General features: G+C 64.3%; 18 protein-coding genes and 1 pseudogene. 9 read left to right on the top strand and 10 right to left on the bottom strand.

Going from position 1 to position 26,073, the window contains the following annotated elements; translation table 11 throughout:
- Positions 1-227: 227 nt before the first annotated feature.
- Positions 228-2,210 (top strand): FAD-dependent oxidoreductase, encoded by a 1,983-nt coding sequence (locus C1M53_RS06415; RefSeq protein WP_129411478.1) that lies wholly within the window; start codon positions 228-230, stop codon positions 2,208-2,210.
- A 67-nt stretch (positions 2,211-2,277) separates the two neighbouring features.
- Here C1M53_RS06415 and C1M53_RS06410 read toward each other — a convergent pair whose 3' ends face one another.
- The 5 genes from C1M53_RS06410 to C1M53_RS06390 form a co-directional block, all read right to left on the bottom strand.
- Positions 2,278-2,667, bottom strand: a complete 390-nt coding sequence (locus tag C1M53_RS06410; RefSeq protein ID WP_144378044.1) for a DUF930 domain-containing protein — start codon at positions 2,665-2,667, stop codon at positions 2,278-2,280.
- A gap of 110 nt (positions 2,668-2,777) precedes the next feature.
- Positions 2,778-3,095 (bottom strand): DUF2149 domain-containing protein, encoded by a 318-nt coding sequence (locus C1M53_RS06405; RefSeq protein WP_129411476.1) that lies wholly within the window; start codon positions 3,093-3,095, stop codon positions 2,778-2,780.
- On the bottom strand, positions 3,095-3,553 hold the full coding sequence (locus C1M53_RS06400; RefSeq protein WP_129411475.1) for a MotA/TolQ/ExbB proton channel family protein: 459 nt from the start codon (positions 3,551-3,553) through the stop codon (positions 3,095-3,097). Before C1M53_RS06400 ends, C1M53_RS06405 begins: the two co-directional genes overlap by 1 nt.
- 23 nt (positions 3,554-3,576) lie before the next feature.
- Positions 3,577-7,431 carry a cobaltochelatase subunit CobN gene (gene cobN / locus C1M53_RS06395; protein WP_129411474.1) on the bottom strand — a complete coding sequence of 1,285 codons (3,855 nt, stop codon included), beginning with the start codon at positions 7,429-7,431 and terminating at the stop codon, positions 3,577-3,579.
- 2 nt (positions 7,432-7,433) lie between these two features.
- Complete coding sequence (locus tag C1M53_RS06390) at positions 7,434-9,389, bottom strand: TonB-dependent receptor (protein WP_207213073.1); 1,956 nt, start codon at positions 9,387-9,389, stop codon at positions 7,434-7,436.
- 167 nt (positions 9,390-9,556) lie between these two features.
- Between C1M53_RS06390 and C1M53_RS06385 the strand changes: the two genes are divergently transcribed.
- From C1M53_RS06385 to C1M53_RS31615, 3 genes are all read left to right on the top strand, one after another.
- Positions 9,557-9,985, top strand: a complete 429-nt coding sequence (locus C1M53_RS06385; protein WP_165358064.1) for a transcriptional repressor — start codon at positions 9,557-9,559, stop codon at positions 9,983-9,985.
- A 537-nt stretch (positions 9,986-10,522) separates the two neighbouring features.
- Positions 10,523-12,463 carry a hypothetical protein gene (locus C1M53_RS06380; protein WP_129411472.1) on the top strand — a complete coding sequence of 647 codons (1,941 nt, stop codon included), beginning with the start codon at positions 10,523-10,525 and terminating at the stop codon, positions 12,461-12,463.
- 501 nt (positions 12,464-12,964) lie between these two features.
- Complete coding sequence (locus C1M53_RS31615) at positions 12,965-13,135, top strand: hypothetical protein (protein WP_165358063.1); 171 nt, start codon at positions 12,965-12,967, stop codon at positions 13,133-13,135.
- A 9-nt stretch (positions 13,136-13,144) separates the two neighbouring features.
- On the opposite strand, the gene C1M53_RS31610 is transcribed toward C1M53_RS31615, so the two are convergent.
- Positions 13,145-13,957 carry a hypothetical protein gene (locus C1M53_RS31610; RefSeq protein ID WP_165358062.1) on the bottom strand — a complete coding sequence of 271 codons (813 nt, stop codon included), beginning with the start codon at positions 13,955-13,957 and terminating at the stop codon, positions 13,145-13,147.
- A gap of 138 nt (positions 13,958-14,095) precedes the next feature.
- Positions 14,096-16,093 (bottom strand): EAL domain-containing protein, encoded by a 1,998-nt coding sequence (locus tag C1M53_RS06370; protein ID WP_129411471.1) that lies wholly within the window; start codon positions 16,091-16,093, stop codon positions 14,096-14,098.
- Between the two features lie 295 nt (positions 16,094-16,388).
- Between C1M53_RS06370 and C1M53_RS06365 the strand changes: the two genes are divergently transcribed.
- Positions 16,389-17,420: a class I SAM-dependent methyltransferase gene (locus C1M53_RS06365; RefSeq protein WP_129411470.1), complete on the top strand. Its 1,032-nt coding sequence runs from the start codon at positions 16,389-16,391 to the stop codon at positions 17,418-17,420.
- 51 nt (positions 17,421-17,471) lie between these two features.
- On the opposite strand, the gene C1M53_RS06360 is transcribed toward C1M53_RS06365, so the two are convergent.
- Positions 17,472-18,164, bottom strand: a complete 693-nt coding sequence (locus C1M53_RS06360; RefSeq protein WP_129411469.1) for a DUF899 domain-containing protein — start codon at positions 18,162-18,164, stop codon at positions 17,472-17,474.
- Positions 18,165-18,278: 114 nt separating this feature from the next.
- Here C1M53_RS06360 and C1M53_RS06355 point away from each other — a divergent pair, with 114 nt between their 5' ends.
- The 3 genes and pseudogenes from C1M53_RS06355 to C1M53_RS06345 all read left to right on the top strand — a co-directional run bounded on the left by C1M53_RS06355 (position 18,279) and on the right by C1M53_RS06345 (position 22,807).
- Positions 18,279-18,620 carry a metalloregulator ArsR/SmtB family transcription factor gene (locus C1M53_RS06355; RefSeq protein ID WP_129411468.1) on the top strand — a complete coding sequence of 114 codons (342 nt, stop codon included), beginning with the start codon at positions 18,279-18,281 and terminating at the stop codon, positions 18,618-18,620.
- A 140-nt stretch (positions 18,621-18,760) separates the two neighbouring features.
- Positions 18,761-20,559: pseudogene (recQ, locus tag C1M53_RS06350) on the top strand (DNA helicase RecQ).
- Positions 20,560-20,992: 433 nt separating this feature from the next.
- The gene (locus tag C1M53_RS06345) at positions 20,993-22,807 is read left to right on the top strand and encodes a DEAD/DEAH box helicase (RefSeq protein WP_129411467.1); all 1,815 of its coding nucleotides are present in this window, start codon (positions 20,993-20,995) and stop codon (positions 22,805-22,807) included.
- A gap of 327 nt (positions 22,808-23,134) precedes the next feature.
- Here the strand turns inward: C1M53_RS06345 and greA are convergent, their stop codons facing one another.
- Together greA and C1M53_RS06335 are read right to left on the bottom strand one after the other, a co-directional pair.
- Entirely contained in the window at positions 23,135-23,617 is a 483-nt protein-coding gene (greA, locus tag C1M53_RS06340) for a transcription elongation factor GreA (RefSeq protein ID WP_129411466.1), read from the bottom strand.
- A 130-nt stretch (positions 23,618-23,747) separates the two neighbouring features.
- Positions 23,748-24,773, bottom strand: a complete 1,026-nt coding sequence (locus tag C1M53_RS06335) for a LacI family DNA-binding transcriptional regulator (protein ID WP_129411465.1) — start codon at positions 24,771-24,773, stop codon at positions 23,748-23,750.
- 357 nt (positions 24,774-25,130) lie between these two features.
- Between C1M53_RS06335 and C1M53_RS06330 the strand changes: the two genes are divergently transcribed.
- Positions 25,131-26,033 (top strand): substrate-binding domain-containing protein, encoded by a 903-nt coding sequence (locus tag C1M53_RS06330; protein WP_129411464.1) that lies wholly within the window; start codon positions 25,131-25,133, stop codon positions 26,031-26,033.
- Positions 26,034-26,073 lie beyond the last annotated feature (40 nt).

Genomic DNA, 26,073 nt, shown 5'->3' with positions numbered 1-26,073 from the left:
TCCAGCAAAAGCGCGCAGCGGTTTCGCGTCCGGAATTGCGTAAAGCGAAGGGCGGTTCCGGGTAAAGCGCCCAGTTCGGTTGCCTGTGGCTCAACCGCAGAAGAATTTCGTTCACATTGACTGCCAGCCTCGATTGTCCGTCCATGGAAGTGATCGCCGGAGCAGGCGATCCACCAGCGGGTACCGGAGCGTTTCCGTAAAAACGGAAACGCTCCAAGGGAGGCACAATGTCCGAACGGAAATTCAGACGTCTGTTCACGCCGGTCACCTTGCGCGGCAAGACGCTGCGCAATCGCATCGTCTTTGGCGCGCACACCGCCAACATGGCGGCCGACGGCCTGCCGACCCGGCAGCATGTCGGCTACTATGCCGAGCGCGCCATCGGCGGCGCCGGCATGATCGTGGTCGAGCCGATGCCCGTGCATCCGGCGGCGGTGTTGACCCGCGGCAATTTTCGGCCATCGGACGACGGCGTGATCCCGCATTTCCGCCAGGTGACCGAGGCGATCAAAAGCAACGGCGCCGTCGCCATCCAACAGCTCTACCATGTCGGCCAGCACGCCGATGCCGATAACTCCTTCCACGCCGGCTGGTCGCCGTCCGGCCTGCCGAGCTACCACGATTCCGATGGCTCGCACCGCATGGCCGAGGCCGATATCGAGGAGACGATCGACGGCTTCGTCCAGGCCGCGCGGCGCTGCCGCGAGGCGGGCTTTGATGGGGTCGAGGTCTGGGCTGCCTATCATTCGATGCTCGACCAGTTCTGGACTCCGTGGTCGAATCGTCGCGACGACCGCTGGGGTGGCAGCCTCGAGAACCGTACCCGCATGAGCCGAGAGGTGATGAGCCGCATCCGCCGCGCATGCGGTGACGATTTCATCGTTGGCCTGGCCATCAACGACGACCAGGACGTCGAGGTGGCGTTGTCGCGTGAGGCGCTGGCCGAGATCATCGACCGGCACGATCGCGAGCATCTGATGGACTATGTGACCTGCGGCTCGGGCAGCTATTTCGACTTCTACAAGATCATGCCGACCTTCCTCTACCCGGAGAAGCTCGGGGCTGATCTGGCGGCGGTGCTGAAGTCCACCGTGCGCCACGCACTGATCACCGCCGAGAGCCATATCCGCACTCCGGAAAATGCCGAAAGCGTGCTCAGCGAGGACCGCGCCGATCTCGTCTCCATCGTGCGCGGTCAGATCGCCGACCCGCATCTTGCCAACAAAGCCGCCTCCGGTAGGGCCGAGGACATTCGCGGCTGCCTGTCCTGCAACCAGATGTGCTGGGGGCGGCGCTCGCGCGACTACTGGATCAGCTGTGTCATCAACCCTTCGGCCGGCCGCGAATGGGAGTGGGGCGGCGACCGCTTCACGCCGGCGGCAAGGCCGAAGCGCGTGCTTGTCGTCGGCGGCGGTCCGGCCGGGCTGGAAGCGGCGCGGGTGGCGGCCGAGCGCGGCCACCAGGTGGCGCTCGCGGAAGCTTCGGACCGTCTCGGCGGGCAGTTCCGGCTTGCCGGCATGCAACCGCGCCGCGCCCAGATCATCGACCTGATCGACTGGTACCAGCGGCAGCTCACCCAACTCCAGGTCGATGTCCGCTACGGCCAGTATGTCGAGGCCGACGATGTCGCGCGGGAAGGCGTCGACCATGTCATCGTCGCGACCGGTTCACAGCCGCCGGACGGGGCGTTCCAGAGGGCGCTGCCGCAGTTCGATGCGATCCCCGGTACCGGCACCGTGCTCTCGGCAGAAGCCGTGATGGCGCGTGAGGCGAGGCCTGGCAAACGGGTGATCGTGCTCGACGATGGCGGCAACTGGAAAGGCTGCGGCACGGCGTGGCGTCTGGCCGAGGATGGCCATGAGGTGACGCTGGTGACACCTGATCCGCTCGTTGGCAAGGAACTGCAGCGCATGGCGGCGGACGCGCCGTTGCGACGCGCGCTGGCGGGTCTCGGTGTGCGTTTCCTGACCGAGAGTGCCGTCGTGCGCTGGGATGGCAAGACGGCCGCGATCGTCTCGCTGCTCACCGGCGCCAGACAGGAGCACACCGCGGATTCACTCGTCTTTGCCGGTACCAACAGGGCCGAGGACAGCCTTGCCGTCGAGCTCCTGGCCCGTGGCATTATCTTCACGACGATCGGCGACTGCACCGCGCCACGGCAGGCTGCCTATGCCATCCATGACGGGCGTAAGGTGGCACTTGGCCTGTAGGATTTCGACGGTGCTGCTTCCTGGGTCAGACCAGCAGCTTCCAGCCTCGAAAATGCGGCTCCAGCACTCACGGATAGAGGTAGTATTTCGACCAGTCCTCTTTCAGGATCTTGTCGCCGATCCGGTACTTGAAGTTCAGCACTTCCATGTGATCGGGCGCCGTCTCGCATTTGAACTTCAGCCGGTACCACTCGCCCCGGCTGCGGAAGGCGGCGACCTTGCTCTTGATCGAATCGTCCGTCATTTCCGGCTGGCCGAAGGCGTAGGCGACGACGCGGTCGGCCTTGTAGTGCGGGTCGTCATGCGTGATCCGGTCCAGCACCTCCGCATCGCAGCGCTGCTCCAGCCGCGTCTGCGGATCGAGCTTGAGCAGCCCGGCTTTCAGGCGGCTGTCGAGGGCATGGGCTGTTGAACTCGCCGTCAGGAGCGCGAGCGCGGTGAGCAAAGCTGTTCTCATGGCCCGGGAAGCCACCATATTTTCGCCGGCTGATCAACCCGCAAGAATTCGACACGGCCGAAAACGCGAGGAAAACGCGCGCCGCCCGGGCAGCGAGCCGCCATGGCCTGTCACGGCCGCTCGCTGCTCTCCGGCACATAGATCATGCGTCCGTCATCGAGCCTGTAGGTGGTGCCGGCGCGCATCCCTTGCCCTTCGCCGACCTGCTGGCTGGCCTCGTACCGGGTCAGCTCCCTGCCATCCTTGATGGTGATGCGCATGTCGGGCTGGCCCGGGTTCTCCACTACGGTCACCTTCTGTGACGAGAACGGATTCAGCGGATTGGTGACGATGAGGATCATCAGGATGCCGATCACCACGAGGAACAGGTCGATCAGGTTGACCACCGACAGCAGCGGGTCGTCGTCGTCTTGGTCGAGAAAGCGCATCAGCTTGCCTCCCTTGCCCGTTCGATGCCGCGCAGTTCCTCCAGCAGCCAGCGGCGGCGGATCGTCAGGATGAAGAAGGTGATGCTGGCCGCGACGAGCGCCAGGATCACGGCGGAGAAGGCAACCACCAGGTTCTCGCCCACCGACGCGGCTTCACCGCGGCTGAGCGCCAGAAGGGCCGGTCCCATCGGGATCATGGTCGCGACCAGCCCCAGCATCGGCGCCGTGCGCGAGACGATGCGCAGCCATTCGAGCCGCCGCATGATCGTCAGCTCCAGATCGTCGCTCATGCCGCCGCCGAGCACCGGCCGATGGCCGAAGCGCCAGCGCTGGACGGCTTCCGCCGCAAACATGCCGAGTGCCACCAGCGCATAGGCGAGAGAGGCCGAGATCAGCACGAGCACCGGCGCGAGGAACAGGTGCGAGACCTCGAAGAGGCCGAGTTCAAAACCATTCATGAAAACACCGTGGATTCTGATTTTTATGAAGAACGTCCCGTGCGCCATTGCAGGGTCGCGCCGAGTGCGATGAGGCCGAGCATGGCGCAGAGCGCGAGCCACAGGCGCCAGGTGTCCTGTGGCTCGGCCGCCGCCGGCATCTGTTCCAGCACCTGTCCCGCGACGGGCTGCGGCGCGCCGGCCACGGCCTGCTGGTCAGGACTTGCAGCGGGTGCCGCCGGCTTCGCGGCAAGGCCGAAGCCCGCCGCCATGCGCTCGACGAAGGCCTTGGTCGGCGCTTCCCCGACGGTCACGCCGTGATCGGCTGCCAGTTCCCGCCAGCGTTCGGCCAGCTGGCGGCGCGTCTCCTCCGGGGCGTCCCAGTAACCCTTGCGGATCGCCTCGACCATGCGCTCCATCAGCTGTGCCTGGGCAGCGGGATTGTGCGTTTCGAAATAGGCGTTCATGCCGAGCTTGCGCGTGTCCGCCACATAGGTGTCGAACATGGCCTGCCACTGGTCGGCCCGCACCGTCGAGGGATCGACCACCTGCCAGCCGAACAGATTGTTGGCGGCGTTGAGCATTTCCAGCGTGCCGGCATAACCCTCGGCCTTCATGCCTTCGATCCAGTGCGGGTTGAGGTAGCGCACGCGCATCTCGTCGGACAGGAAGCGCGCAAGCGTCGTGGTCGATGGCGCGCCCTTGCGCAGGTCGGAGACGTAGAGGGAGGGTGCGGTGCCATCGAGATGGCGTATCGCCAGCGACAGGCCGCCGAGGAACTCGAAAGGATGGTCGGTCGACAGCACGCCGTGCAGGTTGCTCGAGCGCGACATGATCGCTCCCTGCGCGCCCTTCAGCTGTTCGGCAAAGAGATTGGCCTTGTCCTGGGCAACGCCCCATGCCTTCGCGCCATAGGCGAAGCGGGTTCCTTCGAGAAAGCGCTCGGCCAGCGCCGAATCGCCGTCCCATGTCGTCGATGCCAGCGCCATGTCCGGCAGGCCCGAGCCGTAGCTGCCGGGCGCGTTGGAGAAGATGCGCAGGCTGGCCTCGTTTTTCGCCTCGTCTGGCGCAAGCCCTTTCTCCTGCAGCATCGCGGCGATGCGGGCGGTGTTGACGGCGACGGGATTGTCCGGCTCATCCAGCGCGGCGAGGCGGTCGATGGCGTCGGCAAGCAGCCGCATGAAGCCGTCGAACTGGTCGCGATAGACGCTGGTGACCTGCACGACGACGTCGATGCGCGGCCGGCCGAGCTCGGCTGCAGGCACGATCTCCAGCAAGCGCAGGCGTCCGCCTTCGTCCCAGACCGGGCGCAGGCCGAGCGCATGCAGCACCTGTGCCTCGGTGATGCCGAGATGGCGGACCGCTTCCGACGACCACAGGCTGAAGGCGAGCTTGCGCGGCGATGCGCCACCATGCTCGCTGCGGAATGCCGCCAGCAGCTGATCGAAAGCCTCCTTTCCGGATGCGTAGGCCGCCTTCGTCGGTATCCTGTCCGGCTCGAAGGCATAGAGGTTGCGGCCGCTCCTGACCTCAGGATTGCGCACGGGGTCGCCGCCGGAGCCCGGCGCGACGAAGCGGCCCGCCAGCCCCGCCAGCAGCGCCTCGGTCTCGCCCGGGGTCGCCAGATTGGCATCCAGCAGGTCGGCGCGTTCGATCAGGCCCTTCAGCGGCTCCTTGAGCGCCGACCTGTCGGCGCCATCGCGCAGATAGAGCTGCAGCGTCCTGTAGGGCGCTGTCTTCTTCAGGGCGGAGAAGTCCTCGACGAACAGTTCGTCCGAGCCTGCGCCGACCGCCGCGTAGAAGGGCTGGCCAAGCTGTTGCATGACGGTCGCCAGCCTTTGATCCGGTTCTGCCGGCTTGCCGAAGCTGTGCAGCCCGAGTGGCATCGCCGTTCGCGCCAGCTCGTGCAGGTGGTCGTGCAGCACGGGCAGGAAGCGGTCGAAATCGCGCCGCACCGCATCCTCGCTCCAGCCGAGATCGGCATGCATCTTCGCCGCGATCGCCGCCTTCGCGATCCCGTCCGCGGTCCTGTCACGGACCGCGCCTTCGTCGAGCTGGATGTATTCGTGGATCATGTGGTGGATATCGCGCAGTTCGTCGTAGAGGCCGGAGGGCGCGAAGGGCGGCGTCTGGTGGCTGATGGTGACGGCGCGGCCGCGCCGCCGCGCCTGCAGTGCTTCGCCGACATTGTCCTGGATGTAGGGATAGAACACCGGCACGTCGCCAACCGCGAGGAAAGGGTCGTCGTCGGCAGCGAGCCCCCTGTCCTTGCCCGGCAGCCATTCCTGCGTGCCGTGGGTGCCGAAATGGACGATGGCGTCGACGCCGATCGTCTGCCGCAGATAGAGGTAGGCGGCCATGTAGAGATGGTCCGGCGGGCTCGCCGTGTCGTGATAATGCGCACCCATCGTTCCTGCCCTCGGCATCTGCGGCATGATGACGAGCTTGCCGCGCTTCATGCGCGGAATGACGAAGCTCGGCACGCCCTGGATATCGCGCACGGCCCAGTGCTTGCGGGGATCGCCCCAATGGGCATAGGCATAGCGCTTCTGCGGCGAAAGCGAGGCCAGCCAGCGTTGATAGGCGGCAACCGGAAACGCCTCGGCGAGGTCCCGCTTCAGCAGGTCCTCGAGCGGTACGGTGCGGTAGAGCCCGCCAAGCATAGCCTGCCCGGCTTCGATCATCTCCTGCCCGGAAAGTGCCGGCACGTCGTAGCCCGCCCCGGCGAGCGCGGCGGTCAGGGTTTCGATGCTCGCCGGCACGTTGAGGTTGGAGGCCGCAAGGTTCTTCTCGCCGGCCGGATAGTTCCAGAACAACAGCGCAAGCTGCTTGCCGGAAGCCGGCTTGCGGCGCAGGCTCACCAGCTTTGCCAGCTTGCCGACAAGAGCGTCGAGCTGTGCCGGCAACGGCACCTCGGCGCCGTCCTCGATCGCGGTCAGCACCAGCGGATCGCTCATGCCCCAGCCCTCTGTTCCGGCAAGGAAGACGGCGGCCGTGCGCATCGGAATGCCGGTGATGGCCGCCGCCCATTCCTTCGTGCCGCCCTCGCGGAAGCCCGTCGTCTGGAGGACGGGAATGTCGAGGTCGAGGAATTCGGCGCTGCGCGCCTTGCCGTCCATCATGTGGGTGAGGTTGACGAGTGCGTCGAGCTTTGCCGGACCGGCGATCCGGGACAATCCTTTCGGGTCGGTGCTGTCGAACCAGAACACGACCGGCAGCAGGCCCGCCGCCTCGCTGCGCGCGACGAGGGCGTCGACGAGGCCGGTCTGCATGTCGGATATGGCGCCGCTGTGAATGACAAAGCCGATCCGTCCCGCCGTGTCCTTCCAGCGATTGCCGCCCCATTGGAGATAGGCTTCGACCGTGTCGAAGGCATGTGGCGCGGCAGGATGGTAGAAACCCGTGCGCGGCTGGCGCTGCGCCGGCGGCATCGCGGACAGGTCGCCGCCCTGTTTCCACACGCGCACGGCGGTGAAGAAGGCGCGGAAGTTTTCCGCACCGCCGGCGGCATAGTAGCCGAGGAGGAGGGAGGCTGGCCCTGGCTCGATGCCGCTCCATCGGGGCGGTCCCCCGCCGATGGAGATCGTGGCTGCTGCGCCAGGCCCGTCACCCAGGGCCTTTTCGACGCGTGCGCGGTCACTGGGCCGCGGCACGTCGAGGATGACGAGATCCGCGCCCGAGAACCATTCGCCAGGGGCCGATGTCGCTGTCTCGACGTCGATGCTCTCCAGCGTGACGCCCGCCTGCCTGGCGATGGGATCAATGGCCCGGAACTTGGCCGGCAGCACGAAGCTGGTGGTCAGCACCCGCACGACCGGTGCTTTGCCGGCGGCCGGTTCCTGCGCGAAAGCCATGGGGGCGAGAAGCAGCGTCACGATCAACAGGCATAGAACGCGCATGGCTAGAACCTCGTCTTCAGGCCAAGGAAATAGCGCCGTCCCGCGTCGGCGAAGGCATAGTCCCTGTTCTCGTCCGCAAGCCTGACGTCGGTGATGTTCTCGATGCCGAACTGGAGGGTGGCGTGCTCGGTGACGTCGTAATTGGCATAGGCCGACAGCAGCGTGTAGGCAGGCTGGCTGCCCGAGGCCGTCGTCGTCTTCTGCGAGCCGAGATAGTTGATGCGCAGCGACGTCGTCAGCCCTTCCATCGGCGTCCATGCCAGCGTCGCGTTCGCGGCGTGCCTGGAGCGGTCCGGCAGGCGCTGGCCGGTCGTCCGGTCGATCGGATCGAGATAGGTGTAGTTGGCGTCGAGCCGCAGGTCCCAGGGCAGTTCGACGCCGCCGCCGAGTTCGATGCCGCGCAGCCGCGCCTCGCTGACATTCCTGTATGACCAGGTCGCTCCCGGCGCGCCCGTGCAGCGGGTGACGCAGACCGCCTGGATCAGGTTCTCGACATCGTTCTGGAAGGCGGTGGCGTGCGCCGACCATATTCCCTGCTGATAGTCGAGACCGGCTTCGAAGGAGAGGTTGGTTTCCGGCTGCAGATCGGGATTGCCGGCGATGGTGAAGCGTCCCCCGCCGGCGATCGCTTTGTATTCGGGCGAAAGCTGCTTCAACGTCGGCGCCTTGAAGCCGGTGCCGACACCGCCCTTGAAGGTCAGTGCCTCGTAGAGATGGTAGAGGAGATAGGCTCTCGGGCTCGCAGCCCAGCCGAATGATTCGTGATGGTCGAAGCGGCTGCCGAGGACGAGTTCCCAGCGGTCGCCGAGCGTTATCTCGTCCTGGAGATAGGACGCATAGTGGATCTGGTCGGCGCGTCCGGCCCTGGTGACGGTCGGATCCTTCAGGCGTTCCTGGCGGACCTCGCCGCCGAGCGTGACCTTGTGCCCGGGCAGGGGCGAGAAGCTGATCTGCCCGTCGCCGACCGTATCGACGAAACGCTGTGGTCCGGAGGGGGCAGCGCCGTCGCTGCGTGTGTTCTCGCGGTCGAGCGTGGTGTTGTAGAAGCGGATGCGGCTGGTGCCCCAGTCCCAGGTTCCTTCATGTGCCAGTGAGACCTGCTGGCGCCAGATGTCGTCGCTGGAGCGGTAGAAGGTCGGAAAGCGCCCGGCACCCTGCAGGCCTGACCAGCGCTCCTCGAAGCCGGCGCCGTAGGACAGGTCGATGCGTTGCCGCTCGTCGGGTGTCCATGTCAGCTGCGCCGTGCCGACGAACGATTTCTCGTCGCCCATGGACGAAACGCGCGCATCGGTGGGCGAGGCGAGCTCCGTCCGGCCCTTGACCGCACCCCGGACATTGAGGCCGAGCACGCCCGGAACGATCGGTCCGCCGGCGTAGAAGCTGACATCATAGCCATTGCCGCCAAGGCCATGTTCGGTCGGCAGGCCGAAGGTCGAGAAGGAGCCATGCCATTCGTCGGTCGCGCGCCGGGTGATGATGTTGACGACGCCGCCAAGCGCCTCGGAGCCATAGAGCGATGACATCGGACCGCGCACGACCTCGATCCGCTCGATCGCTTCCGCCGGCACCCAGCCAAGCTCATAGTCGGAATGCGCCACCGCCGAAGCCGAATTGGTGACGCGCATGCCGTCGACCAGCACCAGCGTCTGTTCCGGCAGCATGCCGCGAATCGAGATGCCGCGGCGGCCGAGGCCTATGCCGGTGAGCTGGACGCCGGGCGTGCCCTCGATCGCATCGGCCAGGTCCTTGACCGGCTGCTGCCGCAGCTCTTCGCCGGTCACCACGCTCACGCTGGCGGGCGCATCCTTCAGGAAACGCTCGCCCGAGGTCGCGGTCACGACGATCCTTTGCAGCAACGTCGCGGGATCGGGAACGGTCTGGCCGTGCGCATCACCAATATGGCTTGCCGAGGCCGCCAGCACCATCGACCACCCCGACACGATGGATCCCCACTTCATCTTCTACCCCCACGAAATCGATTTAATATGATATATCATTACATGCTCAATCGCTGCGCATCCCGCTGTTCAGGAGGGATGAGGCACACCGGTTGGCCGCTTGACGATCGACTATGTTATGTTATTACATTCGTCAACAGTGTTGTGATCACGGAACGGCGGTAGGCATGTCCGATTGTCAGGCTCCTGTCGCGGTGACCCGAGGACGGCGCGGCCGCAATCAGCAACTGGTACTGGAGGCCCTCAGGCAGGCCGACAAGCCGTTGGGGGCCTATGAACTGCTGCGGCGCCTGCGTGGACTGGGGGTCTACGCGCCGTTGCAGGTCTATCGCGCGCTGGATCGCCTGATCGCCGAGGGCATTGTCCACAAGATCGAGAGTGTCAGCGCCTACGCTCTCTGCACGCATGCCGGCTGCGCCAGCGAAGGCCATGCCGTCTTTGCGGTGTGCACGCGGTGCGGCTTGGCCACCGAGACCCACGATGCCTCTCTCGCCCGGCTTCTGGCCAGGCTCGCCCGCCGCCAGCGTTTCCAGGTGCAGGCCACGACTGTCGAACTTTCCGGTGTTTGCGAGGCGTGCGCAGGGACCACTGCGTGACACGGGTCGGCGTGGGCTCACGAACCCGTCGGAGAAATGTGTACCCTTGCGGTGATCACAGGTGTCCGCCCTGGGGATCGTCTATCCGGTAGCGGAAGTTCAGAACCTCCATCTGGCACTTCCAGCGTCGCAGCTCCAGCCGTGTCCGCGGATCGGGCTTCAGGAGCCGGCTTTCAGGCGGCTGTCGAGCACGCGCACGGTTGCGACCTCGCCGTCAGGCGCGCGGGCAGAGCTGTTCACATGGGCGGAGGGTCGCCATGTTTTCGCCGGCCGATCAACCCCGTCATCGACGGTTCCCATGGTGATGGGATTGAAGAAAGTGGTATCTCTATAAGTTCTAACAGCGGAAAGCCATCGCGATGATCGCCCGGAGCTGCCCTGACTCCGAATGTCGATAAGGAGGCGAGATCTCGCAAAGAGAAGGTATCTCCGTGATCTGCAGAGTTGCTGGCACGGTGTCAATAATTCAAGAAATGAATCCTATTGTAAACTTGCTGTTGCTGAAGGATAGTTACAGAAATTGACATGGGGGGTGCAATGCCAAGATATTATTTGCGGGAGGCCTCTTCCTTCGTTGCTGCCTTGCTCGCATTAAGCTGTCCAAGCTATTCGCAAAACGGTGATAAAAATGCAGTGGGTGCCGCGCCTGAGATTCGCTTGCCGTACATCGCAGATGCGGTCGTCTTCCCGAAGTCTGCGAACGAGCAAGCGATAACAATCTACAAGGATGCTTCGGATAGTCGGGAGCGTCGCTTCTTCAAACCAGTATTCATCCCCGCTTGGGAGGACTTCGAGAAGGAAGTGAAAGTAACCTGCGGCGGAGCTAAGGAAACAGACGTCAAGACAGCGCCGATCAAAGTTCAATTCGCTTCCAAGAGACTCAATGAGGAGGTCGCGAGCGAGCTCAGCAAAAGCAATGCGGCCGTCAACGTCAACACCATCTTCTCCTATCCGATCTATGCCCTTTTCGTGGTTTCTGGGTCAATCGATCCCGAAGACACGGTAGCTACCAAAATCCAATTTCGCTTTCCGCCAGGGATTACGGATGTGCTCCCTCAAGGCGTTACTGCGACAATCGATGCACCTCTTACAGGCCTCGGCCAGCGCCCGCCGCTGCGGATTCGTGAAACCTGCGCGAACCTTAAAGAAATAGCGGTCAATCGAGACCTTAATGCGTTCGTTTACACGCAGTATGCGGAGGTCAAACTCAACTCAGTTTCTGCAGTCATCTCGGCTTTCGCCAATGGAGGCGGCCTTGCTGATCTGAAACGCGACGAGCAACAAGGCGGCGTGGTGCGTGTTGAATCGAAGTCGGGTTCGAAGGGCATCGGCTTCAATCTTGGGGGCTTCTTGGGAGGCGGTGCCACCACAGGGAAGAGCTCGGAAACGAGCTCCGACACGCGATATCGAGGCGTCAGTGCGAGCCTCATCCAGACAATTGCTGAGGAGGTGGCAACAGACGGAACGATCTCAGCCAGGATTGAGGACCCTGACCGATTCGATCAGGCAAAGATCGTCGAAACGCTTATGACTTTCATCCTCGGTCAGCAAACCGCGTTCAAGGCTCGTTTTGAGAAGGTGGGTGCCGACCAATGGGCGATTGTAACAGACACATACAAACGCACGCTTTCTGTCGCAGAAAGCAATCTGCTCATGTCCAGCGTACCCGATGCGGATCTCGCCATTTCCGGTAGTGATACGGTCGATTGCGCGATGCTGGCAGCGTCGGCAACGGGAGGTGCGGCAGCAGCGGGAACCGCTGGTGCATCGGCCACCAAAACTGCGAAGGCGACCGAAACTGGCAAAGTCGACGACAAGGAGCGGTGCGCTTCTTCAAGAAATCTGACCTATGGGTATGCAGACTCGATTAAATGGCATCGCGTCGGGCCTGATTGGGTTCCTGTAGATGTCGACATTTATGCAATTGATACTCAAAGCTTGGCTGATCGCGCCAAAGTCAGTATCGAGATGGCGGTCGTGACCCAGTCAAAGACGGCGCAAATGCACACTTTGGTTCACGTTGCCGACATCCAGCCAACTGACTACCTGGTCGATCAAATGGACCAACGCGTTAGTGCGCTTGTCGCAAAAATAGATGGGCCGGCTAAGAGTGTGGTACCCATTACGGGCGGTCTCTACCAGACAACAGCATATTGGGCGGGAGGTGCCTACTCTAACGTCTTTCCTTGCGTGAACACACCGACTTCACCAGGCGATACATACGAGAAAATCGGCGCACAGGAGGTCGGCACATACGACGGTCGTGTCTATCCTGCCGGCTCGGAAGGCTGGAACCTGTCGCTGGGTTGCAAAGGCGGCCCGGAATACTGTGACGCAGGCGGTGATGAGTTTTGTGTTTCGTCGCACCGCGCGGCTGGATGTTATGTGAACAGCGAATGGGCAACATGGTATCGCGCCCGCGTTGCTGCACAGGGTGCACAGCCAAAAGTCGAGGAGTTTTGCGCACCACCACTTTGATCCAGCAATTGCCCACGCTTCGGCTTGGGTACCACTGGTGTCGTAGTACCAACAGGAGAGAAGAATGGGAGGCATAAGAACGCCTTTTATGTTTTCGCTTGCCGGTCTTGTACTTTCGTTTGGGGTTGGAGGGGCCGATGCAAGTGAACCAGGGCGAAGTGGGAAGCTTGGTTCCGTTCACCCTGTGCCTGTAATGAGCGTGACGCAGAAGAGCGACGAGTTCCCTGCGGTAGCCATGTGCTCGAAGAATGGCGGCTGGGTGTGCAAAACTGGAACCTGTGTTCAGGTTGATAGTTCCAGCGGGCAATGTTGCCCTGCGGGTTACCCCAACTACAGTCGAGTCGGTTTCTGCAAGCGCTAATACGGCCGCTTGGGCTGCTCGGCGATGTCCTCAAAGCGTGGCGCGATGCTGAGGCATCCTCCAGAAGCACTCGGCCTCTCAGCCGCGAGGCTCAGCCCTGACGACTTATACGACCGATGTATAGGTCTAAGGGGAGGACAATGGTGCCATCGCCAGGCGCACGCTGCAATGCGCGACAATCGGAAGTCAGTAGTCAGTTCGGCCTGCCGAAAGACAATGCCGATGAAGACACCTATGCGGACTACCACCTCAGGGAATATGTCGAGGTCCAGGTCTGGAGCGACGCTCCCGTCGCTGCCTGGCTTTCGTGAAAGCTGACCTCACCGCTCCCCGATCTCGATCGTGGAGAACAGCGGGTCGATCTCGGCCTTGCCCGACAGTACGTAACGGCCCTTGTCATAGACCAGTTCGAACTGCCTGCTCGGTCCCGGCCGTTCGTCGCTGACGCAGTCGTCGCCCTTTCGCGTCGAGGTGTCGAGGGTCTCGGTCTGCTCCACCTTGAGGGCGCGGTAGCGCGCGACTGTTTTCGGGCCGGGCGTGATGGTGCGCTTCGTCGTGGTGTACTCGCCCTCGCAATTGCCGTTGTTTTCTCCAAGGCCGTGCTCGACGATCAGGCCGTCCAGCACCCGCTCGATGCGGCCCCTGTCGAAGGTGTACAGCCACAGCGCCTGCTCTTCATAGGGGTTGACCCGTGAACTGCCGGATTGATTGGTGCGCAGGCCGAAGGCGCGCAGGCCCTCGGCGATATCGTAGCGCGCGGTGTCGAGGGCCATGTCGCCGAAGCGGATGGCGTCGGAGTAGGCCATGTCCGGCTCGAGGCGCCTGGCCAGCGGCTTGCCGGCACGGTCGGTGACGAGGATTTCGACATCGCCTTTGTTCGAGCCTTCTTCGGCCGGCTTTGCCTCGAGCAGCGGTACCGCGGCCAGCATCAGCCCCGGCCGCCAGGGCCAGGCCTTGCAGACCACGCCTTCGCTCTGGATCGCGCGCTGAAAGCCGCCGCCGTCGACCGTGAGTCCGTTGTCGCCCTGCTGCGCCTTCGGATAGGCCTGGGCAAGCAGCGCGTCTGTCATGGCGCATTCGGCGAAAGCCGGGGCAGGCAGCATCAGGGCGAGGGCGGCAAGGACGGGTCTCATCAGGCGGTGTTCCGGCGGGGACGCTGCGACCTCGATACACGAAATCGATCGCCGGGCGTAGAACTGTTGCGGCGGGATGAGCGGAGCGTATCGCAACCCATGCCGGAACGCCGACGCAGCGGCGGTTCAGACCCGTCTTTATGCCATCCGCTGCCGCTTCGGTTCCTCGAACAGCGCGCGGATGCGTTCGGCCGGGGCGGGGCGGCCGATGTGGTAGCCCTGGGCGTGGTCGATGTCGAGCTTGCGCAGCAGCTCCAGCTGCTCCTCGCTCTCCACGCCTTCGACCAGGATCTTCGGGCCGCGGTTCCTGAGCAGGCCGACGATGTCGCGGAACATGGCGCGGCCGCGCGGCGTCACGCAGTCGTGCAGGAAGGAGCGGTCGATCTTGACCGTGTCGAAGTCGATCAGCCGCAGCCAGGACAGGCCGGCAAACCCGGTACCGAAATCGTCGAGCCAGACCTTGATGCCGAGCAGCTTGAGGTCGCTGATGCAGCGCAGCACGTCGGAATGCATCTCCATCTCCAGCCCCTCGGTGATCTCCAGGGCCAGGCGATCGCCGGTCACGCCGGCCTCGCCGAGCGCGGCGGCCACGGAGGCGGCAAAACCCGGCGCCTTGAGCTGCACCGGGGAGACGTTGACGCTGATGGTGCGGATATGCTCGTTCGACATCAGTTCGCGGCAGGCCGTGCGGATCGCCCAGCGGCCGAGTTCCAGGATCATGCCGGTGCGTTCCGCCACCGGGATGAACAGGCTCGGCGGCACCGCCGTCCCGTCCGGCATGGTCAGGCGCATCAGCGCCTCCATCGCCTCGATCCTGCCGCTGCGCATGTTGGCGATCGGCTGGAACACCAGCGAAACCAGGTCGCGCTCAATGGCGATCTTCAGGAGCGCGGCGACGTTCTCGCTTTCGTCGCTGGTCTGCGGGTCGTTGGGGTCGAACAGATGCACGCAGTTGCGGCCGTCGGCCTTGGCCAGATACAGCGCCCGGTCGGCCTCCTGGATGATCTTTTCCAGCTTGGTGCCGGCCTCGTCGCGGGTGAAGGCCGCGCCGATCGACACCGTCACCACCTGTGTGCCGTCGCGGCGCTCGTTGTGGGTGATCGCCAGCGCTTCCACTTCGCTGCGGATCTCCTCGGCAAGCGTGACGACGTCCTCGTGGTTTTTGGCCTGCGCCAGCACGATGAACTCCTCGCCGCCATAACGACCGATCGAGGCGCTGCGCCGCTCCACCAGGTGGCGCAGGCTGTCTGCCACCTCCATCAGGCAACGGTCGCCCTTCTGGTGGCCGTAATAGTCGTTGAAACGCTTGAAGAAGTCGACGTCGATGAGCAGCACCGCGAAGGTCGCGCCATGGCGCTGCCAGTTGCTCCACAGGTCGCGCAGCCGCTCGTCGACGGCGCGGCGGTTTTCCAGCCCGGTCAGCGGATCGGTGCGCGACAGCTTGAGCAGCGCCTTGCCGCGCTCCGTGGCTTCGCGGTGCTGGTTGCGCGCCTCCAGCGCGTTCAGGAAGACGTTGTAGCGCTCGCGGTTCAGCTTCCAGTTGATGTAGGAGGTGAAGACGAAGCAGGAGATGTAGAAGGCGCCGAAAACCAGCTTGTAGGTCAGCGTCGACGGCACGAAATAGTTCACGGCATAGAGGATCAGCAGGATGATCGTCGACGTGACGACGGAAAAGCTGAACTGGAACGTGAAAAACAGGTTGGCGCTCATCATGAAGATGGTGCCGAAGACCATGTAGTACGAGACGCTTTCATGATTGGCGCTGGCGGCCGTCGGCAGCAGCCAGCCGATATAGCCGAGGATGATCGCGCCGGCGCAGGTAATGTCCAGCCATTTCGTGGCGGCACCGAAGCGCAGCAGTGCCTCCAGCGTCACCAGCGCGGTCGCGCCGACCGCGAAGCGCGCGGCGATGGTGTAGGCCGCGACATCCGGCACCAGCAGAATGTCAGTGGCGGCGAACAGTAGGTAGATGATGACGGCGATGTAGAGCCCCGGCCGGGCCGCCATGCGGCGCGCGGCCTGGGATTCCGCATGGAACTGCGCGCGCAGGCTGCTGGCGTCAGGCGCGGCCTGCGGCTGGATGGCCGGCTCCACCGGCGCAAGTTCAGCCACAGCTGACATTGCATAGTTGCTCATCGCCGAGAGACCTCTCAGGAAGGGCTTTTGTAAGCCGTTTGTTGCTTCCGGCCTCAACGCAGAACAACTCCAACGTGCGCGGGCGATCTTGGCGCCTCGCAGACAATGCGGCCTGAGGCCACAAGGTTGGGTTAATCATCCACGGATTCTGAAACGAAATGCCCTGGCGCAATCGAATTCGGTAAATTGTGCGTTAACGATAACATTAGAATGCCACCCAGCGTGCTTTGCAGGGGGTCTGCTTCGCGCTATTAACATGCCAGTTGTTAACGAGTTGTTAACCATGGGGGTTTTGGTGGCCACGGTCCTCGACGGCAAGAGTCTGATTACGGAAGAATCGATCGCGGCCAACCTCGCAAGAGGGCTGGACAATCGCAGTGAGGCTTTTGAGACGGCGCGTGCCGAGCTCGCGCTCATGCTGTCCGTCACGCAGCAGCAGATCGCCCTCAAGAAGGGTCCGGCGGAAATCATCAAGCCGCTGATGGCGCGCCTCGAGGCGATGCGCCTCAGGCTCCATGACGACACCTGGAATGCGCTGGCACCGATCATCCAGAGCCATCCGGTCCTCGACTATTTCCTGGAAGATCCGCTGACGCGCTGGTCGTTCGAGAAGCCGCGCGGCTATTCCGGCGACGCCGAACTGCTCGACTACATCTATTGCGATCCGCATGTCGCCGACGCCGTCGCCGACTCGTCCGACATCGGCAAGGCGCTCTATGCCTATACCCAGAACGTGCCCTCCTGCGTGGCGGCCCGCGAGCGTCGTGATCTTCTCGCCCGCTATGTCGACGAGATCGCCGAGAAGCGCGGGCCCGGAACCGAGGTCCTGGCAGTCGCCGCCGGCCATCTGCGCGAAGCCAACCTCTCGCTTGCGCTGCGCGAAAAGCGCCTGAAGCGCTGGGTAGCGCTCGACCAGGACCCGCTCAGCGTCGGCCTGATCTCGCGTGACTTCGCCGGCACGGCCGTGGAAACCGTCGACGGTTCCGTCCGCACCCTGCTGACGCGGGGGCACAAGCTCGGCAAGTTCGACTTCATCTATGCCTCGGGCCTCTACGACTACCTGCAGGACAAGGTGGCGGTGAAGCTCACCAAGACCTGCCTGCAGATGCTGAAGCCGGGCGGTACCTTCCTGTTCGCCAACTATGCCGAAGGCAATCCGGACGCCGGCTACCGCGAAACCTTCATGAACTGGGTGCTGCTGCTGCGTTCCGAGGCCGACATGTGGAACGTCGTCAACGCCAGCGTCGACCGCAACAAGGTCGACGTGCAGGTGTTCTTCGGCGAAAACCGCAACGTGCTCTACGCGGTGATCGAAAAGCACGATTGAGTGCTTTTTCAGGCCCGGCGTGCCGGGAACCGGTGATCCCGTGTCGCGGGGTCAGCTGCCGTATTCGTCGTGCCGCCGGTTCCAGCCATAGGGCTCGGTCTGGGGCCAGCCCTGCGGGGACTCTTCCCAGGTCTCCTGGCGCCCGTAAGGGGTCAGGTCCAGATAGGTCCACAGGCTGCCGAGATATTCGACGCCGCGAGCGCCGTTGAAATAGCTGCGATAGATGTTGCCACCGTCGCGCAGGAAAACGCTGATGCCGTGGCGTTCGCTGGTCCTGGTCGGATCGTCCGGGTCGGTGACTGTCGCGCCCATGTCCTGGTTGAAGTCGCTGCCGAGCGATGAATACCAGACGGGGTGCCGCCACCCCATGCGCTGCTGGTACCCCTGCAGCTTTTCCAGTGGTGCGCGCGACACCAGCACGATGGAGGTATCGCGCGCGTTGAGATGCGCGGGATGGGTCATCGCGTCGACCACCCATGAGCAGCCGTCGCAGCCCGCCTGCCAGTCCGGCCCGAACATGAAGTGGTAGACGATCAGCTGGCGGCGTCCGTCGAACAGGTCGCCAAGGCTCACCGTTCCCGACGGCCCGGCGAATGAGTAGTTCTTGTCGATCCTCACCATGGGCATGCGCCGTCGCTGCGCGTTGAGGTCGTCGCGTGCGCGGGTGAAAGCCTTTTCCCGGTCGACCTGCTGCCGCAGCGCGGCCCGCCACTCCTGCTCCGAGACGATACTGGGCAGCGTCATCAGTAACCTCCTTGATGCGGTGCGGTTCGAGACGCCACGGCGCCGCTGTGGAATTTCGCTTCGGCCGCAGGCTCCGTGTTGTGCTCATTTTCAAATATGTTATAAAAACATAACATGTCAAGCGAGCACGAAGAAGACCTGGTTTTCAAGGCGTTGGCCCATCCGCGGCGGCGCGCCATGCTCGATCAGCTGAAGGATGAGGCACACACCACCGGCATGCTTTGTGAGGTCTTCGCCGAGATGGACCGCTGCACCGTGATGCTGCATCTCAAGGTGCTGGAGGACGCCGGTCTGATCATCGTCCGGCGCGAAGGCCGCGAGCGCTGGAACCATCTCAACGCCCTGCCGATCAAGCGCATCCACGATCGCTGGATCAGCGGTTATGCCGCCCATGCGGTCTCCATCCTCGACAGGCTCCGCGGTGACCTGGAAGGTTCGGGCGCCGCAGGACGGTGATGCCGCGCCGATGCCTTTCGATAGTCCGGCGGCCTGGTTCGAGGCGGTAACCTGCCGATTTCGGACTGATCGCAGCCACCTCGGCCCGGCGAAGCTGCTATGAAGGGTCTCCCCGTGATTCTCCGTGCCGCCACCTCAAGATGACCACTGCCGCCCTCGACATTCTCAAGACCGTCTACGGCTATGACGCCTTCCGGGGCCCGCAGGCGGACATCGTCGGGCATGTGATCGACGGCAACAATGCCTTCGTGCTGATGCCGACGGGCGGCGGCAAGTCGCTCTGCTACCAGATCCCGGCCATCGTGCGCCCCGGCATGGGGCTTGTGGTGTCGCCGCTGCTGGCGCTGATGGCCGATCAGGTCACGGCGCTGCGCCAGGCCGGCGTGCGCGCGGCGGCGCTCAACTCCGATCTGGAACTGGACCAGCGCCGTGCGCTGTGGCGCGACATCCGCGGCGGTGCGCTCGACCTGCTTTATGTCGCGCCCGAAACCCTGGCTCGCCCGGACGTGCTGGAATTGCTGGAAAGCGTGCAGCTGTCGCTGATCGCCATCGACGAGGCGCACTGCCTGTCGCAATGGGGGCACGATTTCCGCCCATCCTACCGCCAGCTCGACGCCGTCGTTGCGCGCTTTTCCGGCGTTCCGCGCATGGCGCTGACGGCCACCGCCGACGAACCGACCCGCGCCGAGATCCTGTCGCATCTCGACATCGACGAGGCCGACGCCTTCATCGCCGGTTTCGACCGCCCCAACATCCGCTACGCCATCGAGGAAAAGGACAATCCGCGCGCCCAGCTGAAGGAATTCCTCAAGCGCTACGAGGGCGAGAGCGGCATCGTCTACTGCCTGTCGAAACGCCGCACCGAGGAGATCGCAGCCTGGCTGCAAGGCCTCGGCTACGATGCGCTCGCCTACCACGCCGGCATGGACAAGGCGGCGCGCGAGGCCAACCAGCAGCGGTTCCAGCACGGCGAGGCGGTCATCATGGTCGCCACCGTCGCCTTCGGCATGGGCATCGACAAGCCGGACGTGCGCTTCGTCGCGCATGTCGACCTGCCGGGCAGCATCGAGGCCTACTATCAGGAAACCGGCCGCGCCGGGCGGGACGGCCTGCCGTCGGATACGCTGATGCTCTACGGCCATGAGGACATCGCGCTGCGCAGCCGCTTCATCGAGGAATCGGAGGCGCCCGACCAGCGCAAGCGCATGGAACGGCAGAAGCTCGATGCGCTGCTGGGACTGGCGGAAACGGCGCGTTGCCGCCGCCAGGTGCTGCTGTCCTATTTCGGCGACCATTGCGAGCCTTGCGGCAATTGTGACACCTGCGCGGAGCCGCCCCGCCTGTTCGACGGTGCCATTGCCGCGCAGAAGGTGCTGTCGTGCATCTATCGCACCGGCGAACGGTTCGGGCAGGCCTACGTCGTCGACGTGCTGCTGGGCGCGGACAACGAACGCATCGCCCAATTCGGCCATGACCGGATCTCCACCTTCGGCATCGGCAAGGAGCACGACAACCGCACCTGGCGGGCGATCCTGCGCCAGCTGATCGCGCTGCGCTTCATCGATGTCGACCTGGTCGGCCATGGCGGCCTGTCGATCGCGCCGGCCGGGCGTGATTTCCTGCGCGAGAAGCCGCAGCTGATGCTGCGCATTCCGGCGCCGCCGCGGGCCAGGCGCGGCAAGGTGGTGCGCGGCAACGCGCAGTCCGCCGTCCCGCAGGCCGACAACGACCTGTTCCAGGCGCTGCGCCGCAAGCGCATCGAAATCGCCCGCCTGCAGAACGTGCCGCCCTATGTCATCTTCCACGACAGACCCTGATCGAACTGGCAGCCGCCCGGCCCGCCTCGCGCAGCGAGATGGCCGGTGTGCCGGGCGTCGGCGAAGCCAAGCTCGATCGTTATGGCCCGGCCTTCCTGTCGGTGATCGCGGAGTTCGGGTGAGGGGTGACGCGGCGCCTTATCTCCCCCCTTGCGGGGGAGAAAGCGATTTCAGCATCTTAGACGATGCACGCCCTTTAGGGCGGCGCAGGCTAAGTGCTAGAAATCGCAAGAGAGGGGATTTTCAGCCGCAACGCTGACAATCGGCTCTCGCGGAACGTCCTGGAAGCAAGACGGCTGCGTTACACACGATGTGTCTCAGCTGAAAATCCCCTCTCTTGGATTTTCTACGACTTAGCCTCGCGACGGCCTTCGGCCTGCTCCGACTAAGATCGTGAAAATCCTTTATCCCCCGCAAGGGGGGAGATGGCAGCGCCGACGTTGTCGCTGTCCTTCAACGTTGCTGTCGCCGCCGCTTTCAGCGCGTTCTGACCAGAATTGCGCTACAACTTCCACGATACCGTGCTATGCGCGGCTTTGAACCGAGACCGCAGCCATGACCGACGACACCATTCACCCCGCCCTTGCTTCCGCGCTGGAAGCGAAGGGATACCACCAGCTCACCCCGGTGCAGGCCGAGATGGCGGGCGGCGGGCATGGCGAGGCCGACCTTCTGGTTTCGGCGCAGACCGGTTCGGGCAAGACGGTGGCCTTCGGCATTGCCATCGCCTCGACGCTGCTCGGCCGCGCCGAACGTTTTCCGCAGGCCGACCTGCCGCTTGGCCTGGTGATCGCGCCGACGCGCGAACTCGCCATCCAGGTGCAGCGCGAACTCGACTGGCTCTACGCCGACGCAGGCGTCCGTATCGCCACCTGCGTCGGCGGCATGGACATGCGCCGCGAACGCCGCGCCCTGGACAGCGGCGCGCATATCGTCGTCGGCACGCCGGGACGCCTGCGTGACCACATCTCCAAGGGTGCGCTCGATCTCAGCGCGCTCCGCGCCGTGGTGCTCGACGAAGCCGACGAGATGCTCGACCTCGGTTTCCGCGAGGACCTCGAATTCATCCTCGGCGCCGCGCCCGAGGATCGCCGCACCCTGCTGTTTTCGGCCACGGTGCCGCGCGGCATTGCGGACCTGGCCAGGAATTTCCAGAAGGACGCGGTGCGCATTGCCGCGACCGCCGCCACCGAACAGCACGCCGACATCGAATACCAGTTGATGCTGGTGCGGCGCGACGAGCGCGAACATGCCGTCATCAACACGCTGCTCGATTCCGACAGCGCCAGCGCGCTGGTGTTCTGCCACACGCGCGAAGCGGTGCGCCACCTGACGGCGCGACTTGCCAATCGCGGCTTCTCGGTCGTCTCGCTGTCGGGCGAAATGGCGCAGTCGGAACGTTCCAACGCGCTGCAGTCGATGCGCGACGGCCGCGCCCATGTCTGCGTGGCGACCGACGTCGCGGCACGCGGCATCGACCTGCCGAACCTCGACCTCGTCATCCATGCCGATGTACCGAGCAATCCGGCGACGCTGCTGCACCGCTCCGGCCGCACCGGGCGCGCCGGCCGCAAAGGCGTCTGCGTGCTCATCGTGCCCGAAACCAGGCGCGGCGCCGCCCAGCGCGTGCTGGCGCTGGCCAAGCTGTCGGCCACCCTGCGCGCCGCCCCGAGCATCGCCGAGATCGAGACCCGCTATCGCGCCCAGATACTGGATGCCGTGCTGTCGGCTGCCGAGCCGGACGAGGCGGAAGCGGCTTTCGTCACCGAACTTCTGGCCAAGGCCAGCCCCGAGCGCATCGCCGCCGCCTTCCTGCGCCAGCAGCTGTCCGCCCGGCCCGTGCCCGAGGACCTGTTTCCGTTGCCGGTCCACGACATGCAGGCGCGCAAGCCCAAGCGTGAGAAAGGCGACCGGGACCGAGGAGGTGAAGACCGGCGTGAGGCCGAGCCGCGCCGCCCCGACATGGAAGGCGGCGTCTGGTTCACGCTGTCGCTCGGCCGCAAGCAGCGCGCCGATCCGAAATGGCTTCTGCCGATGATCTGCCGCGCCGGCGGCGTCTCCAAGCGCGACGTCGGCTCGATCCGCATCGACGACACCGAAACCCGCTTCGAGATCTCCGCCGACAAGGCGGCCGGCTTCATCGAGCAGCTCAAGCAGCCCGGCAGCACCGAGCGCGGCATCGTCATCGCGCCCGCCGGAGAAGCCGGCGCTGCCGTGTGGCGGCCCAAGCCGAAATTCGGCAAGGGCAAGCCGGATTTCGCCAAGGGGGCCAAGTTCGGCAAGGGCGGCAAGCCGGCCAAGAAACCCCACCGTGGCCAGGGCGCGCCCGGGGAATACAAGGGCAAGGGCAAGCCGAAGCGCCCGGGTTGAGTTTTTGGGGGGCGCAAGCGGCGCCCCTTTCTCCCCCCTTGTGGGGGAGAAAGCGATTTCAGCATCTTAGACGAGCACGCCCGCAGGGCGGCGCAGTCTAAGTGCTAGAAATCGCAAGAGAGGGGATATGCAGTCGCAGCGCTGGTAATCTGCATTTCGTATTCTCTTTGAGGAAGGGAAGGTCTCCCTCTAGCTGGCCCCTCGGCTGAAAATCCCCTCTCTTGGATTTTCTACGACTTAGCTGTGCCGCCCTAAAGGGCGTGCTCGCTAAGATCGTGAAAATCCGTTCTCCCCCGCAAAGGGGAGATAACGGGCGCTGGCGCTTCCTCACGAAATAGCCAGCACCTCGATCTCACCTTGCCCGAACGGCACGAAATCACCCACTGCCTTGCCCATCAGTGCAATCGCCACCGGCGAGCCGTGCGAGATGGAAGCCTGGGCCGGATTGGCCTCGTCGTCGCCGACGATGCGGAAGGTCTGGACGCGGTCATCGTCGCGCCTGAAGGTGACCGAATGGCCGAAGCCGACCACCGCATTCGAAGTGGGCGCCGGCACGAGCTGCGCCGTGCGGACGCGCTCGGCATAATAGCGGGCATCCCGAACCGGTACGGCTGATTGCCGTCGCCTTTCATTGACATCTTCCAGCCTGCCGGCGGCCTCGAGCGCTTCCTGCGCCCGCGCCAGTTCCTCCTGCAGCATGCTGAGACCCGCCTCGGTGACCAGGTTGATCCGGTCGGGGATCGGGCGCGGCGGCAGGATGGTTTCCGATGCGGCCTCGGCGCTTTCCTCCTTGGCGAATGCGACGCTCACGTGACTGGAACCCCCGGGCTGAACAGTGTCGGCAACGGATAACCCGGAGCCGGCCGAGGCTGCAACAGCTGACAATGGCGCGTGCCGTTACCCTTCCGCCCTTGCGGGCGAAAAAGAGGTGCTGCGCTTCCTACGCCGAGCCGCGCATGATCAGCTTGGCTTCCAGCTGCCTGATCTCCGGTTTGCCGGCGTCCGCGCCACCGGCAATGCGGGTGAAGAGCATGTCGACGCCGCTGGCTGCGATTCCCTGGTAGTCCTGCGCCACCGTGGTCAGCGGCGGGCAGGTGAAGCGGCTGAGCGGATGGTCGTCATGGCCGGCGACACGCAGTTCGCAGCCGTCGTCTCTGCCCACCTGCAGCTTGCGTTCGAAGGCCGCCGCAATCACCCCAAAAGCCAGGCGGTCGTTGGCGCACAGCACGGTGCGGGTCGGAAAGCCGCCGCTGTCGAGGATGCGCCCGGCCTCGCGGTAGCCGAGCTCCTCGAATTCCCAGCCCGTGGCCGTGGTCGGCAGCACGACCGGCTCGAAACCGAGCCGCTCCATGGTGGCGACATAGGCGGCGCGGCGCTCCAGCGCATTCTGGTTCACCGCCGGCATTTCCAGGAAGCACGGATGCTCGCCGGTGCGGCACAGATATTCGGTGATCATGCCCATGCTCTGCCGGTTGTCGGTGCCGACAAAGGACTGCTCGGTGTTGACCCGGTTGTCGAGGAACACGATCGGCATGGTGCTGACGAGGCTGGCGAGCAAAGTGGCGTCCGTCTCGAAGCCGAGCGGCGCCATCAGCACGCCGGCGATGTTGAGCGACATCAGCGTGCGCATCGCGCGCGCTTCCAGCTTGCGCTCGCCATGCGAGGACAACACGATCGCCCAATAGCCTTCGGCAAGGCAGCGCATCTCGATCTGGCGCACCACCTCGGCATAGAAGGGGTCCGAGATGTGCGGCACGATCACGCCGATGTTCTTCGGCTGTTTGCGGTTGAGGCTGGCTGCGAAGATGTTGGGCCGGTAGTCGTAATCCTTGAGCGCCTTCTCGATGCGCGCCCGGGTCGACGGCTTCACGTTGTCGGGATTGTCGAAGTATTTCGAGACCGTCGGCCGCGACAGGCCGGTGGCCGCCGCGAACTCCTCCATGGTCCTGACCTTCTGTTCGCTCATGCTCGGCTTCCTCGCCTGTTGCCGCGCGCCCCGAACGGGATAAATCGATTTATTTCCATGCGTAAAATTATTTTTTGACCGAAGCAAGCCGCAGGCCGACCCGAAGCGATCGTTTCCTGTGCGCTGCGTTTCAATTGACCAGATAGTCGCCGCATTTGTGGGGTTTTGCAAGTTTTTATCGCGTGTAAAAAAATAAGTTGACACGTAGGAGATTGTGCGGCATCTGGATGCTGGCTCGATATCGGGCCCAATTCCTGTCTTGGAGGTAGCGGCCGATTTCGGTCCGCAAGGCGGGAGGCGCATCTTCGCGTTCAGATCAACAACAGGCCGGGCATCGCCGGCTTCATGGAGGAACACATGTTTCGCAAAACGCTTGGCCGTATTCTTCTGTCGGGTGCCGCTCTTGCCCTGATGGCCGGCATCGCTTCCGCCGAAGGCATCGGCGCGTCGCTGCTTACCCAGCAGCATCCGTTCTACATCTCGCTCGCCGACGCGATGAAGAAGGAAGCCGAGGCCGAGAAGGTGCCGCTCGAAGTCGCCATCGCCAACCAGGACCTCTCCAAGCAGCTTGCCGATGTCGAGGACTTCATCACCAAGGGCGTCAGCGTCATCATCATCTCGCCGGTGGATTCCAAGGGCGTGAAGGCGGCCATCACCAAGGCCGAGAAGGCCGGCATCAAGGTCATCACCGTCGACGTGCCCGCCAACAATGTCGACGTCACCTCCTTTGTCGGCACCGACAATTTCGCCGGCGGCGAGAAGGCGGCCGAGCTGATGGCCAAGTCGATCGGCGGCAAGGGCAATGTCGCGGTCATCGACTATCCGACCGTGCAGTCGGTGGTCGATCGCGTCGAAGGCTTCAAGAAGGGCCTGGAGAAGCATCCGGACGTCAAGATCGTGGCCATCCAGCCGGGCATTACCCGTCCCGAGGCGCTGGCGACCGCGCAGAACATCCTGCAGGCCAATCCCGACATCGTCGGCATCTTCGGCTTCGGCGATGACGCGGCACTGGCCGCCGCTGCCGCCGTCAAGGCCGCGAAGCTTGAGTCCCAGGTCAAGGTGATCGGCTTCGACGGCATGGAAGAAGCCCGCAACGCCGTGAAGAACGACCCGGTCATGGTGGGCGTCATCGCCCAGTATCCGGACCAGATGGGCAAGGTTGCGGTCCAGACCGCGGCCAAGGTCATCAAGGGCGAGACGGTCGAGGCCAAGCAGCCGATCGTTCCGGGCGTCGTCACCAAGGACGGCGAAACCAGGTAAGCCCGAACAGGCAGGCGGTGGGGAGGGCGCCATGCTCTCC

It is taken from the genome of Mesorhizobium sp. Pch-S, from assembly GCF_004136315.1.
Lineage (GTDB): Bacteria > Pseudomonadota > Alphaproteobacteria > Rhizobiales > Rhizobiaceae > Mesorhizobium.
Note: the sequence above shows the minus strand (reverse complement) of the source record. Positions and strands in the feature narration are given on the sequence as shown.